12 protein-coding genes are annotated in these 16340 nt (G+C 70.9%); 3 read left to right on the top strand and 9 right to left on the bottom strand.

Annotated elements, in window-relative coordinates; genetic code table 11:
- Positions 1–56: 56 nt before the first annotated feature.
- On the top strand, positions 57–1730 hold the full coding sequence (locus tag ACGFWI_RS04335; protein WP_393904382.1) for an L-lactate permease: 1674 nt from the start codon (positions 57–59) through the stop codon (positions 1728–1730).
- Between the two features lie 136 nt (positions 1731–1866).
- Here ACGFWI_RS04335 and ACGFWI_RS04330 read toward each other — a convergent pair whose 3' ends face one another.
- The 9 genes from ACGFWI_RS04330 to ACGFWI_RS04290 all read right to left on the bottom strand — a co-directional run bounded on the left by ACGFWI_RS04330 (position 1867) and on the right by ACGFWI_RS04290 (position 14520).
- Positions 1867–2685: a FadR/GntR family transcriptional regulator gene (locus tag ACGFWI_RS04330; protein WP_393904381.1), complete on the bottom strand. Its 819-nt coding sequence runs from the start codon at positions 2683–2685 to the stop codon at positions 1867–1869.
- A gap of 208 nt (positions 2686–2893) precedes the next feature.
- Positions 2894–4450 (bottom strand): GMC family oxidoreductase, encoded by a 1557-nt coding sequence (locus ACGFWI_RS04325; protein WP_393904380.1) that lies wholly within the window; start codon positions 4448–4450, stop codon positions 2894–2896.
- Positions 4451–4470: 20 nt separating this feature from the next.
- The gene (locus ACGFWI_RS04320; RefSeq protein ID WP_393904379.1) at positions 4471–6060 is read right to left on the bottom strand and encodes an APC family permease; all 1590 of its coding nucleotides are present in this window, start codon (positions 6058–6060) and stop codon (positions 4471–4473) included.
- A 12-nt stretch (positions 6061–6072) separates the two neighbouring features.
- The gene (locus ACGFWI_RS04315) at positions 6073–7539 is read right to left on the bottom strand and encodes an aldehyde dehydrogenase family protein (RefSeq protein WP_393904378.1); all 1467 of its coding nucleotides are present in this window, start codon (positions 7537–7539) and stop codon (positions 6073–6075) included.
- Entirely contained in the window at positions 7532–8710 is a 1179-nt protein-coding gene (locus ACGFWI_RS04310) for an aromatic ring-hydroxylating dioxygenase subunit alpha (protein ID WP_393904377.1), read from the bottom strand. The genes ACGFWI_RS04315 and ACGFWI_RS04310 overlap by 8 nt, the downstream gene beginning before the upstream one ends.
- Before the next feature lie 10 nt (positions 8711–8720).
- Positions 8721–9881: an N-methyl-L-tryptophan oxidase gene (gene solA, locus ACGFWI_RS04305; RefSeq protein ID WP_393904376.1), complete on the bottom strand. Its 1161-nt coding sequence runs from the start codon at positions 9879–9881 to the stop codon at positions 8721–8723.
- A gap of 54 nt (positions 9882–9935) precedes the next feature.
- Positions 9936–12395 (bottom strand): FAD-dependent oxidoreductase, encoded by a 2460-nt coding sequence (locus ACGFWI_RS04300; RefSeq protein WP_393904375.1) that lies wholly within the window; start codon positions 12393–12395, stop codon positions 9936–9938.
- 47 nt (positions 12396–12442) lie between these two features.
- Entirely contained in the window at positions 12443–13528 is a 1086-nt protein-coding gene (locus ACGFWI_RS04295; protein WP_393904374.1) for an S-(hydroxymethyl)mycothiol dehydrogenase, read from the bottom strand.
- Positions 13529–13716: 188 nt separating this feature from the next.
- Complete coding sequence (locus ACGFWI_RS04290) at positions 13717–14520, bottom strand: IclR family transcriptional regulator (RefSeq protein ID WP_393904373.1); 804 nt, start codon at positions 14518–14520, stop codon at positions 13717–13719.
- Between the two features lie 168 nt (positions 14521–14688).
- Here ACGFWI_RS04290 and ACGFWI_RS04285 point away from each other — a divergent pair, with 168 nt between their 5' ends.
- Entirely contained in the window at positions 14689–15009 is a 321-nt protein-coding gene (locus ACGFWI_RS04285; protein ID WP_393904372.1) for a bifunctional 3-phenylpropionate/cinnamic acid dioxygenase ferredoxin subunit, read from the top strand.
- Complete coding sequence (locus tag ACGFWI_RS04280) at positions 15006–16178, top strand: NAD(P)/FAD-dependent oxidoreductase (RefSeq protein ID WP_393904371.1); 1173 nt, start codon at positions 15006–15008, stop codon at positions 16176–16178. The genes ACGFWI_RS04285 and ACGFWI_RS04280 overlap by 4 nt, the downstream gene beginning before the upstream one ends.
- Positions 16179–16340 lie beyond the last annotated feature (162 nt).

The following is a 16340-nucleotide window of genomic DNA, read 5'->3' as shown; positions in this document are numbered from 1 at the left end:
CGGGGACGGGACATCCGACAGGCCGGGCGGCGCGCAGAACTCGATGAGGAGACTCCGTGGCCACCACACCACCGGCCGCCCTGGCGGCCTACACCCCCGACGTGGCCGCCGTCGGGAACAGCCTCACCGCCACCGCGCTGCTGGGTCTGGTCCCCCTGGCGACCTTCTTCCTGTTGCTGCTGGCGGCCAGGCGCCCCGCGCTGCACTCCGCCCTCGGCGCCCTGCTGGCCGCGCTCCTCGTCGCGGTCCTCGGCTACGGGATGCCCTTGCAGCTCGGCGTCCTATCCGCCACCCAGGGACTGGCCTTCGGCCTCTTCCCGGTGATGCTGATCGTCGTGTCGGCCATCTGGTTCTACGAACTCACCGTGGTCAGCAACCGTTTCGAGGATCTGCGCCGCTCCTTCAACTCCGTCGGCCGCGGCGATCTGCGCATCCAGGCCATGCTGATCGCGTTCTGCTTCGGCGGACTCCTGGAGGCCCTCGCCGGGTTCGGCGCCCCGATCGCGATCACCGCCGCCATGCTGATGGCGCTCGGACTGCCGCGGCTCACCTCGGCCGTGGCGGTCCTGGTCGCCAACACCGCACCGGTCGCCTTCGGCGCCATGGCCATCCCCATCACCACCGCCGGCACCCTCACCGGCATACCGGCCGAGGACCTCGCCGGCGTCATCGGGCGTCAGAGCCCGCTGCTCGCCCTCTTCGTCCCGCAGCTTCTGCTCTTCATCGTCGACGGGCGACGCGGGCTGCGGCAGTTGTGGCCCATCGCCCTGGTCACCGGATCCGTCTTCGCCCTCGCCCAGTTCTGGTGCTCGGCCCACTTCGCGTACGAGCTCACCGATGTCGTCGCCGCGCTCGCCGCTTTCGGCGCCGCCGTGGTCATGCTGCGCTTCTGGTCCCCCACGACGCCGGACGACCAACGCTCCCAGGTCGAGGCCGAACCGCTGACCGGCCGCCGCGTCTCCTTCGCCGTCCTGCCGTACATCCTGGTGATCGCGGTCTTCGCCCTCGCCAAGCTCCACCTCGGCGGACTCGACATGCCCAAACTGCTCGGCGCCTGCACCCTCCAGCTCAACTGGCCCGGCCTGTACGGCAATCTCCTCGGCGCCGACGGCTCCCCCGCGGCCGGCGCGGTCTACAAGCTGGAGGTCCTGAGCAATCCCGGCTCTCTGCTCATCCTCTCCGGCCTCCTCGTGATGCTGATCTACAGCCGCGCGAAGGACTCCGACCGCTTCCCGATGAGCGCACGCATGGGCCTGTCGTGCGCCGGGCGCACCGTGCGGAACATGCGGATCGCCATCGCCACGGTCGCCACCGTGCTGGCACTGAGCTACGTCATGAACCAGTCGGGACAGACCCTCGCCATCGGCACCTGGCTCGCCGCCACCGGCGGATTCTTCGCCGCGCTCTCCCCGGTCCTCGGCTGGCTCGGCACCGCCGTCACCGGCTCGGACACCTCATCGAACGCGCTGTTCGCCACGCTCCAGCAGACCGCGGGAAAGACCGCGGGCATCGACCCGACCCTGCTGGTGGCCGCCAACACCACGGGCGGCGTCGTCGGCAAGCTCATCAGCCCGCAGAACCTGACCATCGCGGCGACCGCGGTGGATCAGCCCGGCACCGAGCGGATCCTGCTGCGCAAGGTCGCCGGATACAGCGTCGCGATGCTGGCGGTCCTGTGCGTCCTGGTCTCTCTGCAGTCGCTGCCGGTGCTGTCCTGGATGCTGCCGTAGGGGTAGATGCTGCCGTAGGGGTGGGGGAGGGACGGGCCGCCACCCCGTCCCTCCCCCACCGGCGAGATTTCCGCGCCCGCCCCCATGGGGCCGGACTCCGGCCCGCCTCAACCTCAGCCTCTGCCTCGGTTTCCGCCTACCGGTCTCCGGCCTCGGCCCGGTCTCCCCGGTCCGCCTCGCCGTCCTGGTCCGCCTTGTCCGCCTGGTCCGCCTGGTCCGCCTGGTCCGCCGGCGGCTTCTCGTCGACCAACGTGCCGTGGAAGCCACGGATATGTGCCTCGACCAGGTCGGCAGCCTTCGCGCCCTTGCCCGCACGCACCAGACGCAGCAACTCGGTGTGCTCGGCGTTCAGCGCACCCGCCGTGGCCGGCCAGTCCTCCGCCGTCTCCAGCGCCTGCAGGATCAGCGGACGCACCGATTCCCGCACGGCCGAGGTAAGGGTGGAGGTGAGCTGATTGCCCGAGCTACGGGCTATAGCGACATGGAACCGGGTGTCCAGGTCGTTGAAATCGGCGACCGCCACCTCGGGCTCCTGCATGCGCACCAGGAGCGCTTCGGCCTCGTCGAGATCCTCCGCCGAGGCGCGCTCAGCGGCCGCCTCGAAACTGGAACGCTCCAGCACCACCCGGGCCTCCAGCACGTCCTGCAGGCGGTAGCTGCCCAGGGCGAAGTGCAGCCGCAGCAGCCGGCCCAACGCGTCGTCCGGGTTCCGTACGATCCGCGCCCCGGCGTCCGGCCCGCGGCCCGCCTGCGCGACCAGCACCCCGATCGTCTCCAGCACCCGCAGCGCCTCGCGCAGCGCGGACCGGCTGACACCGAGAACCGGTGCCAGCTCGCGCTCGGGCGGCAAACGGTCCCCGGCCTTGAGCTCTCCCGAGAGCACCCGCTCCTCGATGCGCTCCAGCACGAGCTCATGTGTGCGCGACTGCCGCACAGGTCGCCATTCGGCAGACATCCACCACTCCCCGGCTCGGCCCTCATGCTCCCTTGCAAAAACTATGTCACACAGGGCGTGTGGTCGGACCATATGGCCCGAGCTCAGGGTGGCTGCTCGCCCGCCCCGCCCCGGGGGGGGGGACGGGCGCAGGCGCGGCTTCGACGAGGCCGCTCGGGGGGCACCGGTTGTACTCCGCCGCCCCCAGGGCGTCACCCCGGCGCCGGGCTCACCCCGCGTCCTCCCGGAGCAGGTCGGCGCACTTCTCGCCGATCATCATGGTGGTGATGCACGGATTGACGGTGACCAGCTCCGGCATCACCGAACCGTCGGCGACCCGCAGGCCCGTGATGCCCTTGACCCGCAGCCGGGCGTCCAGCGGCGCCATGGCGTCGTCGTCGGCGCCCATCTTCACCGTCGAGGAGGGGTGGTAGACGGTGTTGTGGGTGGTGCGGATGTAGTCGAACAGCTCGTCGTCGGTGCGTACGTCGGGGCCGGGGGCCAGCTCCGCGCCCGCCCAGTCCGCGAGCGCGGGCCGGGCGGCGATCTCGCGGGCGAGGCGGAGGCCGTGGGTCATGACGCGGATGTCGTGTTCGTGGGTGAAGTAGCGCGGGTCGACCTTGGGCTTGTCGCGGAAGTCGCGGGTGCGCAGCCGGACCGTGCCGCGGGAGCGGGCCCGGGTGACGTTCGGGGTGAGGCAGAAGGCGTTCTCGGACGTGGGGTAGCCGTAGCGGGCGGTGTTCATGTCGAAGGGCACGGAACCGTAGTGGAACATCAGGTCCGGGCGGTCGAGTCCGGGCTCGGTGTCGGCGAAGATGCCGATCTCCCACCACTGGTTGGAGGTGGTCACCATGGGCTGCCTGGCCTCCCACATGATGACGCCCTCGGGGTGGTCCTGGAGGTTCTCCCCGACACCCGGGGAATGCACGAGGACGTCCACGCCGACCTCGCGCAGCTGCTCGGCGGGCCCGATGCCGGAGAGCATCAGCAGCTTGGGGGTGTCGATCGAGCCGCAGGAGACGATGGTCTCGCGGCGGCTCGTCACCGTACGGGTGTGGATCAGATCCGGGTCGAGATACTCCGCTCCGGTGCACCGGCGGTCGGCGTCGATCAGCAGGCGTTTGGCGCGCACTCCGGTGCGGACGGTGAGATTGGGCCGCTTGCCCATGATCGGGTGGAGGTACGCCACGGAGGAGGACTGGCGGGTGTTGTTCTCGTCCGAGTTGATCTGGAACCAGTGAGCGCCGCGGAGCACCGTCGTGCCGGTGTTGAACGGCGTGGTGGGGATGCCATGTTGGGCGCAGGCCGCCAGCAGGGCGGTGCCACAGGGGTCCGCGCCCTTGACCGTGCGCAGGGTGACCGGTCCCGAGCGGCCGTGGTGGTCGCCCGGCGCGTCATTGCTCTCCAGCCGCCGGTAGAGGGGAAAGGTGTCGCGGGCGCCCCAGCCCGTACAGCCGGCCGCTTCCCAGGCGTCGAGGTCCTCGGCCGGCGCCCAGAAGGCGATACAGGAGTTGTGCGAGGAGCAGCCGCCGAGCACCTTGGCGCGGGCGTGCCGCATATAGCTGTTGCCGTTCTCCTGCGGCTCCACCGGGTAGTCCCAGTCGTAGCCGGACTCCAGCAGCCCCATCCAGCGGTCCAGGCGCAGCACATTGTCGTCGCCGACATCGGAGGGGCCGGCTTCCAGGAGGCAGACGGTGACGGTGGGGTCTTCGCTGAGCCGGGCGGCCACGACGTTCCCGGCGGTACCGCCGCCGACGATCACATAGTCGAACTCTTCGGTGGGCATGGTGAGTTGTCCTCCTTGGATCAGTCGTGCGCCGTGACGGTGACGGGAGTGCCGGTGGCGGCGGGGGTTTCGGCGGTGGCCGGCTGCGCGGCGTGTTCGGCCAGCACGCCGGTGCGGTGGCGCTGGACGCACCAGTAGTAGGCAAAGCCGCCGGCCGCGACCGCGCCCACGAACAGGACCGCCCCCCAGCGCAGATACCAGTGGTGCGGCGGTGTGGCGTTGTAGACCGCGTCCCGGGGCCAGGCGAGGTTGACGATCATTCCGGCGCCCCAGAGGACGGCGAGGAGGTTGACCGGCAGGCCCCAGCGGCCCAGGGTGAACCGGCCGCCGCCGGCCGGCACCCATCGGCCGCGCAGCCTGGCCACCAGCATCGGCCCGGTGACCAGCAGATAGGCGAGGTAGATCATGATGATGCCGATGCTGGTCACCACCGAGAAGATCTGCGGCTGGCGGATGTTGATGAGCAGCACGCCCAGCGAGAGCACCCCCACGATGACCGCGGGCAGGACCGGGGTCTTGAAGCGCGGGCTGACCTTGGCCATCAGCGAGGCGGCGGGCAGGTTGTTGTCGCGGGACATGGCGAACGCGAGCCGGATGGCGGCGGTGTGCACGGCCAGCGCGCAGACGGTGACCGCGATCAGTACGCACCACAGCATGGCCTTGCCGACCGTGTCACCGAGCACGTCCAGGACGACGTACTGGAGGCCGTCGGTGGTCAGCCCCTTACCCGTCAGACTGCTCACGCTCATCATGGCGAGCAGCAGGATCAGCCCGCCGAGCGCGAAGGAGGCGATCAGCGCCCGGAGGATGGCCCGGGGTGCATTGCGGGACGGGTCGAGGCTCTCCTCGCCGAGCGAGGCCGCGGTGTCGAAGCCGTACATGACGTACGCGGAGGCCAGCGAGGCGGCGAGGAAGGCGCCCAGGTAGCCGGCGTGCTGTCCGGCGCCGGCGTGGTGGGTCTGCAGCACCACGTCCGGGCCGCGCACCACATGGACGGCGAAGAGCACGATCAGCACGACGGTGGCGACCAGTTCGATGAAGACGCCCGCGGTGTTGATCCGGGCCATGAGCTTGACGCCGAAGGCGTTCACCAGGGTGGTGAACAGGATCAGCACCGCGGCGAGCACGACGCCGTTGGTGGCGGTGTCGTAGGTGCCGGTGCCGTCGCCGATGAGCTGGAAGTCCGCGGAGATCTTCGGCAGGGTCAGCTGGTAGGCGAGGGCCACCGCGGCGAGCGAGACGATCGAGGCGACCAGCATCATCCAGCCGGCCAGCCAGCCGATGTGCGGATTGCCGAGTTTCTTGGCCCAGTTGTAGACCGAGCCGGCGACGGGGTGGCGGGCGGCCAGCTCGGCGAAGGACAGCGCGATCATCAGCTGGCCGGCGAAGACCATCGGCCAGGACCACCAATAGGCGGGGCCGCCGATCCCGTAGCCGAAGTAGAAGAGCTGGAAAGTGCCGGTGAGGATGGAGATATAGCTGATGCCGGCGGCGAAGGTGTGGAAGTTTCCCAGGGTGCGTTTGAGTTCGGGGCGGTAGCCGAATTCGGCGAGTTCCGTGTCGTCCTGCGTCCCGTCCTTCGGTGACGCTTCGTCAGGTGCAGCAGTCACAAGCCTTCCTCCTCAGTCGAACCAGTGCAGCGGCGCGGGAGCGGTGTTGCGCCAGATGTGTTTGATCTCCCGGTACTCCGCCAGGCCGCTGGGACCGAGTTCCCGGCCGGTCCCGGACTGCTTGAATCCGCCCCACTCCGCCTGCGGGAGATAGGGGTGGTAGTCGTTGATCCACACGGTGCCCAGGCGCAGCGCGGAGCTGACCCGGTCGGCCCTGGCCTGGTCGGTGGTCCAGACGGCACCGGCCAGCCCGTAGACGGTGTCGTTGGCGAGCCGTACCGCTTCGTCCTCGTCGGTGAAGCGCTCGACGGTCAGGACCGGTCCGAAGGACTCGTCGCGCACCACGGACATGGCGCCGTGGCACTCGTCGAGCACCGTCGGCAAGTAGTAGTACCCGTCGGCGAGTCCGGGGGCGTCGGGCCGGGCGCCACCGCAGCGCAGTACGGCGCCCTCGGCGAGCCCGGCTGCGACATAGGCCTCGACCTTGGCCCGGTGCGCGGCCGAGATCAACGGTCCGGTGCGGGCCCGATCGTCGAAGGGGCCGCCGAGCCGGATGAGCCGGGCCCGGCGCACCACCTCGTCGACGAAGCGGTCGTGCAGCGCGTCCTCGACCAGCAGGCGGGCGCCCGCTGAGCAGACCTGGCCGGAGTGGAGGAAGACTGCCGTCAGGGCGTGGTCGACGGCGGTCTCGAAGTCGGCGTCGGCGAAGACGATGTTGGGGTTCTTGCCGCCGAGTTCGAGGGCGACGCGTTTGACGGTGCCGGCCGCGGCCGCCATGATCCGCCGCCCGGTGAGCAGCCCTCCGGTGAAGGACACCATGTCCACGTCGGGGTGGTCGGCGAGCGGGGCGCCGGCCTCCGGGCCGGTGCCCAGGACGAGGTTGGCGACGCCGTCGGGCAGCCCGGCCTCCTGCAGCAGGCCGATCAGCGCGATCGCGGTGTGCGGGGTGAGTTCGCTGGGCTTGAGGACGAAGGTGTTGCCGGCGGCGAGCGCCGGGGCGACCTTCCATGCGGTCTGCAGCAGCGGATAGTTCCACGGCGTGATCAGGGCGCAGACCCCGACCGGTTCCTGGATGATGCGGCTGTCGACCCCGGGTGCGCCCGCGTCGACCACCCGGCCGTCCTCGGTGCCGGCCAGCCGCCCGAAGTAGCGGAAGCAGGCGGCGATGTCGTCGATATCGGCTTCGCTCTCGACCAGGCGTTTGCCGGTGTCGAGGGACTCGGCGCGGGCCAGCGCCGGCTTGTCGCGGAGGAGCAGCCCGGCGACGCGCAGCAGCAGATCGCCGCGCTCGGCGTCCGGGGTGTGCGGCCAGGGGCCCTCGTCGAAGGCGCGCCGGGCGGCGGCGACCGCGTCCAGGGCGTCCTTGCCGCCGCCCTCGTCGACGACCGCGACCAGGCTGCCGTCGGCGGGACAGCGGATCTCCCGGGTCCGCTCGGCGAGCGCGGCCCGCCAGCGGCCGGCGATGAACAGATCAGGCACGCTCGCCCTCCAGGCAGTCGGTGACCCAGTGGTGGAAGGCGCCGATGTGGTGCTCGCTGGGCACCAGCACCCCGCCGGCGCGGTAGGCGCGGGAGCTCATGGCGGGCTGGGTGCGCTCACAGGCCTCGAAGTCCTGGGCGTTGACCCGGTGGAAGAGCTCGACGGACTTGGAGATGTCGGCGCCGGAGTCGACGACCTCGGGCAGATACAGCCAGTCGCACTCGACGACGGTGTGGTCGGGGGCCATCGGGAACATCCGGTGGACGATGACATGGTCCGGGACGAGGTTGACGAACACCTGCGGCCGGACGGTCATCGCGTAGTAGCGGCGGTCCTGGGTGTCCTCGATGCCGGGGAGCCGGCCGAAGCCCTCGGTGCCGTCCACGGTGAATCCGGTGGCCTCCTCGGAGAAGGCCGCGCCGTGGCCGACGTAGTACTGGGCGGCGAGGCCGTCGGCGAACTCCGGGAGAATCTCGGTGAGTTCGGGGTGGATGGTGCCGCAGTGGTAGCACTCCATGAAGTTCTCGATGATGAGCTTCCAGTTGGCGCGCACGTCATAGGTGACGCGCTTGCCGAGGGCGAGCCCTTCGGTGCGGTAGCGGTCGAGGGAGGCGGCGTCGCCCAGCCGCTCGACGGCCGCGCCGATCACGGTGTCCTCGAAGGACGGCGGCTCGTCGGCCAGACACACCCAGGCGTAGCCGAGCCACTCGCGGAGCGGGACGGTGACCAGACCGCGTTCGGTGCGGTCGATGTCCGGCATCTTCTGCAGGTTGGGGGCGGCCACCAGGCGGCCGTCGAGGTCGTAGGTCCAGGCGTGGTACGGGCACTGGAGATTGCGGCGGACCTCGCCGGACTCCTCGGTGCACAGCTGCGCGCCGCGGTGCCGGCAGATGTTGAGGAAGGCACGCAGCCGGCCGGCCCGGTTACGGGTGATCAGTACGCTCTCCCGGCCGATCCGGACCGTACGGAAGGCACCGGGCTTTTCCAGGTCGGCGCTGCGCACCGCGCAGAACCACAGCCGCTCGAAGATCTTCTCCTGCTCCTGGCGGAAGATGCCGGGGTCGGTGTAGTAGTGGCCGGCGAGGGTGGCGATCAGGCTCGGGGAGCCGCCGGACGCGGCCGTGGTGGCGGTGGCGGTGGCCGGCGAGGACTCGGTGTGGGTGGTCGTCATGGCGGTCTCCTCAAGCGGCCGCGGCGGCGGGCCGGCGGGGGTCGAACAGCTCGATGGGGTGCGTAGTGGCCCCGGTCAGCGCGAGATCGGCGACGATCTCGCCCACCACGGGGACGAACTTGAAGCCGTGTCCGGAGAATCCGCAGGCGACGGTCACGGTCTCCGGATGCGCGGGGTGCCGGGTGATCACGAAGTGCTCGTCAGGGGTGTTGGAGTACATGCAGGTGGCGGCCTTGAGGAAGCGGCCGGGGAGGGCGGGGATACGGGGGCTCATCTGGTCGGCCATGGCGCGCACCTCGTGGTCGTGCACGGTGCGTTCGATGGTCTCCGGTGTGCAGACGGTGCCCTTGCGGAAGAACGCGACCTTGGCGCCGCCGTCGGGGCCGTCGATCGACGGGAAGCCGTAGATCTGGACGCCCCGGTCGTCCTCCCAGATATAGATCGGGTGCCGCTCGGGGACGAAGGGCGCGATGCCGCCGTCGGGGGCGAACCAGTACATGACCTGCCGTTCGATGGTGAACGGCACCCCCAGGTCGGTGAGCAGCTGGGGCGCCCAGGCTCCCGGGCAGATCACCAACTGGCCCGCGGTGTAGGTGTTCTCGGGGGTGTGGACGCGGACCCCGGAGCCGCCGGGCAGCTCCTCCCAGCGGGTGACCGGCTCCTCGAAGTGCAGCTCGGCACCGTCCTGGGTGGCCAGCTGGACATGCGCGGCGACGGTGTACTCCGGCCGGACCAGGCCGGCCCGCGCCTCGTAGAGCGCGACCTCGTCGTCGGCGGGGGTGAGGGTCGGGAAGCGGCGGCGGATCTCCTTGGGGTCGAGCATCTCGTGCGGGAGGTCCCATTGGCGGGCGGATTCCAGACTGCCGCTGACGGTACGGCTGTCGGGGCGGCCGATCATCACCCCGCCGCAGAGGGTGGCGATCTCGCGGCCGGTGTCCCGCTCCAGCTTCTCGTAGAGCTCATAGGAGCGCAGCAGCAGCGGTACGTAAGCGGGGTCCTCGAAGTAGGACTGCCGGGTGATCCGGGAACCACCGTGGCTGGAGCCGCGGTTGTGCACCGGACCGAACTTCTCCAGGCCCAGGACCCGGGCGCCGCGGGCGGCGAGATGGTGGGCGGCGGCGCTGCCCATGCCGCCGAGGCCGAGGACGATGACATCGTAGGTGGGAGCCATGCGGTTGCTCCTTCTGCGTACGGAGGACGAGCGGACCACCGGTGGGACAGGGGTCTACCTGCGGATGCGCTCCATCTGCGGGTCGAAGAGGGGCTCTTGGGCGACGGTCGCGGGGATCTTCTCGCCGAAGTACTCGATGTGGACGGCGGTGCCGGGGGCCGCCGCGGTGGCCGGCAGCCAGGCGTAGGCGATACCCCGGCCGAGGGTGTAGCCGTAGGCGGCGGAGGTGACATAGCCGGCCGGGACGCCGTCGACGTACACCGGTTCCTTGCCGAGGACGACGGCATCGGGGTCGTCGAGGGTGAGACAGCTGAGCTTGCGCGCCGAGGTCTCCTCGCTCAGGCCCTCCAGCGCTTCCCGGCCCAGGAAGTCGCCCTTGGCCGGGCGGACGGCGAAGCCGACACCGGCCTCGTACGGGTGATGCTCGGTGGTCATGTCATGGCCCCAGGAGCGGTACCCCTTCTCCAGGCGGAGGCTGTTGAAGGCGCTGCGCCCGGCGGCGATCACCCCGTGCTCCCGGCCCGCCTCCCAGAGCGTGTCCCACAGACGCAGCCCCAGGTCGGCGGTGGTGTACAGCTCCCAGCCGAGCTCGCCGACGTAGCTCAGGCGCATCGCGGTGACCGGGACATGGCCGAGGTAGGTCTGCTTGGCCCTGAAGTAGCCGAAGGCCTGGTGGGAGAAGTCGTCGCGGGTGAGCGGCTGGACCAGCTCGCGGGCGAGCGGACCCCAGACGCCGATGCAGCAGGTCCCGGAGGTGATGTCGCGGACCTGGACCCCCTCAGCGGGGGCGTGCCGCAGCAGCCAGTCGAGGTCGGATCCGCTGTTGGCGCCGAGCTGGAAGCGGTCCGGGGCGAGCCGGGCGACGGTGAGGTCGGAGCGGATGCCGCCGGTCTCGTCCAGGAGCAGGGTGTAGGTGACCGCGCCCGGCTTCTTCGCGAGGTTGTTGCTGGTCATGCGCTGGAGGAAGGCGAGGGCGCCGGGCCCGGTGACCTCCAGCCTGCGCAGCGGGGTCATGTCGTACAGGGCGACCTTTTCGCGGGTGGCCTTGGCCTCGGCGGCGGCGATCGGCGACCAGTAACGCGCCGACCAGGCGTCCCGCTCGGGGAGCCGGAGCCCCTCCGCGAGCGGGGCGTTGGCCTCGTACCAGTGCGGGCGCTCCCAGCCGCCGCCCTCCAGGAAGTACGCGCCGAGCTCCTGCTGCCGTGGGTAGAAGGGGCTGGTGCGCAGCGGCCGCGGCTGCTCCATGGGCTGCAGCGGGTGGATGACGTCATAGACCTCGATGAAGCTCTGGGCGCCGCGGTCGGCGATATAGCCGGGCGAGCGCTGGGCGTCCTCGAAGCGGTAGAGGTCGCATTCGTGGATGTCGATGGCGGGCCGGCCGTCCGTCATCCACTCGGCGACGGCCTTGGCGACGCCCGCGGAGTGGGTGACCCAGACCGCCTCGGCGAGCCAGAAGCCGCGCAGTTCACGGGATTCGCCGAGGACCGGCATACCGTCCGGGGTGAAGGAGAAGACACCGTTGAAGCCCTCGGCCACCCGGGAGGCGCCCAGCGCGGGCAGCAGCCCGACGCTGTCCTGCCAGCTCGGCGCGAAGTCGTCCTCGGTGAAGGGCAGCGAGGAGGGCATCACGGGCGCCTCGTCGAAGGCGGGGACGGTGAAGGGGTCGACGGGCATCGGGCGGTGGGCGTAGGAGCCGATGCCGATGCGGTCGGTGTGCTCGCGGAAGTAGAGGTCGCGGTCCTGGAAGCGCAGGATCGGCTTGCTCGCCTGGGTACGGGGGTCGTTGACGCCGTCGAGTTCGGGCAGCGGCTCGGTGGTGGCGTACTGGTGGGCCAGCGGCAGCAGCGGTACGTCCACCCCGGCCATGGCGCCGATCACCGGGCCCCAGAAACCGGCGGCCGAGACGACATGGTCGGCGGGGAAGGTGCCGCGGTCGGTGACGACGCCGGTGACGCGGCCGTCCTCCCGCTCGATTCCGGTGACGGTGTGCCGTTCCAGGAAGCGGGCGCCGCGGCTCTCGGCACGGGTGATCTGGGCGCGGCAGGCGAGCACCGCGCGGGCCAGGCCGTCGTCGGCGGTGTGGAAGCCGCCGTAGAGCTTGGTCTCGTCCAGCATGGGCCACAGTTGCTTGCACTGCTGCGGGGTGAGCAGTTCACCGCGTACGCCCCAGGAGGCCGCGAGCCCGGCCTTGCGGTGCAGATCGGCCCAGCGGGCCTCGGTGGTGGCGATCTCCAGGCCGCCGACCGGGTTGAAGCAGGGCAGTCCGTCCACGTCGAGGGAGCCGAACTTCTGGACGGTGTAGGCGGCGAACTCGGTCATGGTCTTGGACGGTCCGGTCTGGAAGACCAGGCCGGGTGCGTGCGAGGTGGAGCCGCCGGGAGCCGGCAGCGGGCCCTGTTCGAGGACGGTGACCTCGGTCCAGCCGCGGGCGGTCAGCTCGTCGGCGAGAGAGCAACCGACGATGCCGGCACCGATGACAACCACACGGGAACTGTTTGCGGGTGTGCGGGACATGACCCTCCTCCTGCTGGTCGGGGTGGTCTGCGGTGAGTGTGACGCCGTTACAGGACCACGACGGAGCGCAGGACCCGCCCGTCGCGCATCTTGTCGAACGCGGATTCCACCTCGTCCAGGGCGATCGTCTCGGTGACGAATCCGTCCAGGTCGAGCCGTCCGCTGAGGTAGCGGTCGATGAGCACGGGGAAGTCGCGGCTGGGCAGGCAGTCGCCGTACCAGGAGGACTTCAGGGCGCCGCCACGCGAGAAGAGATCGATGAGCGGCAGCTCGATGCGCATGTCCGGGTCGGGGACGCCGACCTGGACCAGGGTCCCGGCCAGATCACGCATGTAAAAGCCCTGGGCGTAGGTCTCCGGCCGGCCGACCGCGTCGATCACCACATCCGCGCCGTGGCCGCCGGTCAGTCCGCGGACCGCCTCGATGGGGTCCGTGCCACGGGAGTTGACGGTGTGGGTGGCGCCGAAGCGGGTGGCGCCGTCCAGCTTCCGGTCGTCGATGTCGACCGCGATGACCCGGCGGGCGCCGGCGATCGAGGCGCCGGCGATCGCCGCGTTGCCCACCCCGCCGCAGCCGATGACGGCGACGGTGTCACCGCTGCCCACCGCGCCGGTGTGCACGGCCGCGCCGTACCCCGCCATCACTCCGCAGCCGATGAGACCAGCGGCTTCGGGACGGGCGTTGGGGTCGACCTTGACCGCCTGTCCGGCGGCGACCAGGGTCTTCTCGGCGAAGGCTCCGATGCCGAGCGCGGGGGCGAGCGGGGTGCCGTCCTGCAGGGTCATCGGCTGGGTGGCGTTGCCGGAGTCGAAGCAGTACCAGGGCCGTCCGCGGCGACAGGACCGGCAGTTGCCGCAGGGCGCCCGCCAGGCGAGGACGACGTAGTCACCGGGGGCGAGACCGGTGACACCGGGGCCGACCGCCTCGATGACACCGGCCGCCTCATGGCCGAGCAGGAAGGGGAATGCGTCGTTGATCGCGCCGTCCCGGTAGTGCAGATCGGTGTGGCAGACCCCGCAGGCCTGCACGGCGACGAGCACTTCTCCCGGGCCGGGATCCGGCACCAGAATCGTCTGCAGCTCGACCGGTGCGCCTTGTTTCGCCGCGACGACGGCACGGACTTCGTGTGGCATGCCCTACCCCTCAGTGTTGCGCAGTGCACGACTGGTTGCGCGATGAGAGACATAGTGGGAACGCCGGATCGGCAGCGTCAAGGGGTACGGGCCAGCTCTTGGTAAAGGACTTGTTACGCCCCTGGACACAGCCGCGGGGCCGGAGCATCCGCTCCGGCCCCGCATCGATTCTCGCCCCCGTCACCAGGTCAACAGGCGTATCCCATCCGCCGCGACAGCTCCTCGGCAGCGGAAACGGTGCCCTTGACGACCTCGGGCAGCCGCTCGTCGTCCAGCCGGTAGGCGGGCACCGACACGCTGAGCGCCCCGATCACCGAGCCGTCGTGCGAGCGCACCGGCGCCGCGACCGCGCGCAGCCCGAGCTCCAGTTCCTCGACCGCCACCGCGAAGCCACGCTCGACCACCGCGGCGAGCTCACGGCGCAACGCCGCGGGCGAGGTGACGGTCCGCTCGGTCAGCCGCGGCAACTTCCGTGCCAGCACGGCCTCCCGGACCGGGGCGGGCTGATAGGCGAGCAGCGCCTTGCCGCTGGAGGTGGCGTGCAGCGGCGTCCGCCGGCCGAGCCAGTTCTGTGCGGTGACCGACGCCGGGCCCCGTGCCTGCATGATGTTGACGGCGGCATCGCTCTCCAGCACCGCGATGTTGACCGTCTCCCCCAGCTCGTCGGCCAGCTCCCGGCAGACCTCCGCCCCCTCCTGCGAGATGTCCAGCCGAACGGCCGCCGCGCCGGCCAGCCACAGCACCCCGGCCCCGAGGAAGTACTTGCCGCGCTCCTGCTCCTGCCCGACCAGCCCGCGGTTCTCCAGGACGCCCAGCAGCCGGAACGCGGTCGACTTGTGGACGCCCAGCTCATCGGCGATCTCGGTCACCCCGGCCTCGCCGTGCCGCGCCAGGATTTCCAGTACGGTCACGGCCCGGTCCACCGACTGCACGGCGCTGCCCGGCCCTTTCGGCGGCTTGCCCTCCGCCCGCCCCTCCACGCTGTCCGTCATCTGTTGGATCTCACCACCTGGCAACCCGGCCGAGGCTCGGGTTTCGAAGGACCGGCAATTCCGGGGATCGCTTGACGCAGCCGCTCCCCATCTGGATTCTGTTGCGCATAGCGCTTCATCGTGCGCACCGCGAAACTCGATGATACCGAACAGTAACAGGGGGGTCCTGTGATTCCTGTCTGCCCTCTCGCCGACCTGCCGACAGGCGAGTCCGTACGCATCGACACCGCACCTCCGATCGCCGTCTTCAACGCCGACGGGCAGCTGTACGCCGTCGACGACACCTGCACCCACCAGGACGCCTCACTGTCGGACGGCTGGCTGGAAGGGTGTCTGGTCGAATGCCCGCTGCACGCCGCTTCATTCGATCTCCGCACCGGAGCGGCGACCTGCCTGCCCGCCCGCCGGGCCGTGCGCACCCACCCCGTGACCGTCGAGGACGGCATGATCTACATCCACCACGCCGCCGAGGAGGGCACCGCCGCATGAAGTCGGTCGCTGTCATCGGGGCCTCGCTGGCGGGCCTGTACGCCGCGCGGGCCCTGCGTTCCCAGGGATTCGACGGCCGCCTGGTGATCGTCGGGGACGAGTGCCACCGCCCCTACGACAGGCCCCCGCTGTCCAAGGACTTCCTCACCGGCGCCACCGCCGACCAGGGTCAACTGGCCCTGGCCGACGCCGAGGAGATCGCCGAGCTGGACGCCGAATGGCTGCTGGGCACCCGGGCCACCGGGCTCGACACCGGCGGGCGCACGGTGCTGCTCGACGGCGGCCGGACCCTGACCACCGACGGCGTGGTCCTCGCCACCGGCGCCACCCCGCGCCTCCTGCCCGGCCCGGTACCCGCCGGAGCACACACCTTGCGCACCCTCGACGACGCCCAGGCGCTCCGCGCGGAACTGGCATCGGCGCCGGTCCGGGTCGTGGTGATCGGCGGCGGCTTCATCGGCGCCGAGGTCGCCTCGTCCTGTGCCACCCTCGGCCATGACGTCACCGTGGTCGAGGCCGCCCCGCTCCCGCTCGTCCCGCAACTCGGCAACACCATGGCCGAGATCTGCTCCGCCCTCCATGCGGACCACGGCGTCACGCTGCTCACCGGAACCGGTGTCGCCCGGCTGCACAGCGGCGGCCCCGAGAACCACGTCACCGGCGTCGAGCTGACCGACGGCCGGCTGCTCCCCGCCGAGGTGGTCGTCATCGGCATCGGGGTACGCCCCCGCACCGCCTGGCTAGCGGACTCCGGGCTGCCGCTCGACGACGGTGTGCTCTGCGACGCGGGCTGTGTCACCCCGCTGCCCGCCATCGTGGCCGTCGGCGATGTCGCCAGGGTGAACGGCGCCCGCGCCGAGCACTGGACCAGCGCCACCGAACAGGCTGCCGTCGCGGCGCAGAACCTGCTGGCAGGCAGCACCGTTGCCACCCACCGGAGCCTGCCGTACTTCTGGTCCGACCAGTACGGCGTACGCATCCAGTTCGCCGGCCGCCGGCTGCCGACCGACACCCCGCGCATCGTCGAAGGCTCCCCCGACGACCGCAGCTTCCTCGCCTGTTACGAACGGGACGGGCGCACCACCGCGGTGCTCGCCCTCAACCGTCCGCGCCCCTTCATGCGACTCCGTCGCGAACTCGCCCGCGCCACCCAGCCGGCCACCACCTGACCTCCGCCCAGGAAGGCGCCGTCCCATGCCGCTTCCCGACAACTCCCGCTCGTTGCTGCACCGTTCGCTCCATGAGGTCGACCCCGACGTCGCCGCCGCCGTCGACGCCGAACTCCACCGCCAGCAGTCCACCCTCGAAATGATCGCCTCGGAGAACTTCGC

Source organism: Streptomyces sp. NPDC048434 (genome assembly GCF_043200375.1).
In the GTDB taxonomy this organism is placed as follows: domain Bacteria; phylum Actinomycetota; class Actinomycetes; order Streptomycetales; family Streptomycetaceae; genus Streptomyces.
This window is presented reverse-complemented; position numbering and strand designations above follow the sequence as displayed.

Coding starts and splice junctions, on each gene's coding strand:
- ACGFWI_RS04290 (WP_393904373.1), bottom strand. CDS start 14,520: ATGACGGACAGCGTGGAGGGGCGGGCGGAGGGCAAGCCGCCGAAAGGG.
- solA (WP_393904376.1), bottom strand. CDS start 9,881: ATGGCTCCCACCTACGATGTCATCGTCCTCGGCCTCGGCGGCATGGGC.
- ACGFWI_RS04300 (WP_393904375.1), bottom strand. CDS start 12,395: ATGTCCCGCACACCCGCAAACAGTTCCCGTGTGGTTGTCATCGGTGCC.
- ACGFWI_RS04280 (WP_393904371.1), top strand. CDS start 15,006: ATGAAGTCGGTCGCTGTCATCGGGGCCTCGCTGGCGGGCCTGTACGCC.
- ACGFWI_RS04310 (WP_393904377.1), bottom strand. CDS start 8,710: ATGACGACCACCCACACCGAGTCCTCGCCGGCCACCGCCACCGCCACC.
- ACGFWI_RS04330 (WP_393904381.1), bottom strand. CDS start 2,685: ATGTCTGCCGAATGGCGACCTGTGCGGCAGTCGCGCACACATGAGCTC.
- ACGFWI_RS04295 (WP_393904374.1), bottom strand. CDS start 13,528: ATGCCACACGAAGTCCGTGCCGTCGTCGCGGCGAAACAAGGCGCACCG.
- ACGFWI_RS04325 (WP_393904380.1), bottom strand. CDS start 4,450: ATGCCCACCGAAGAGTTCGACTATGTGATCGTCGGCGGCGGTACCGCC.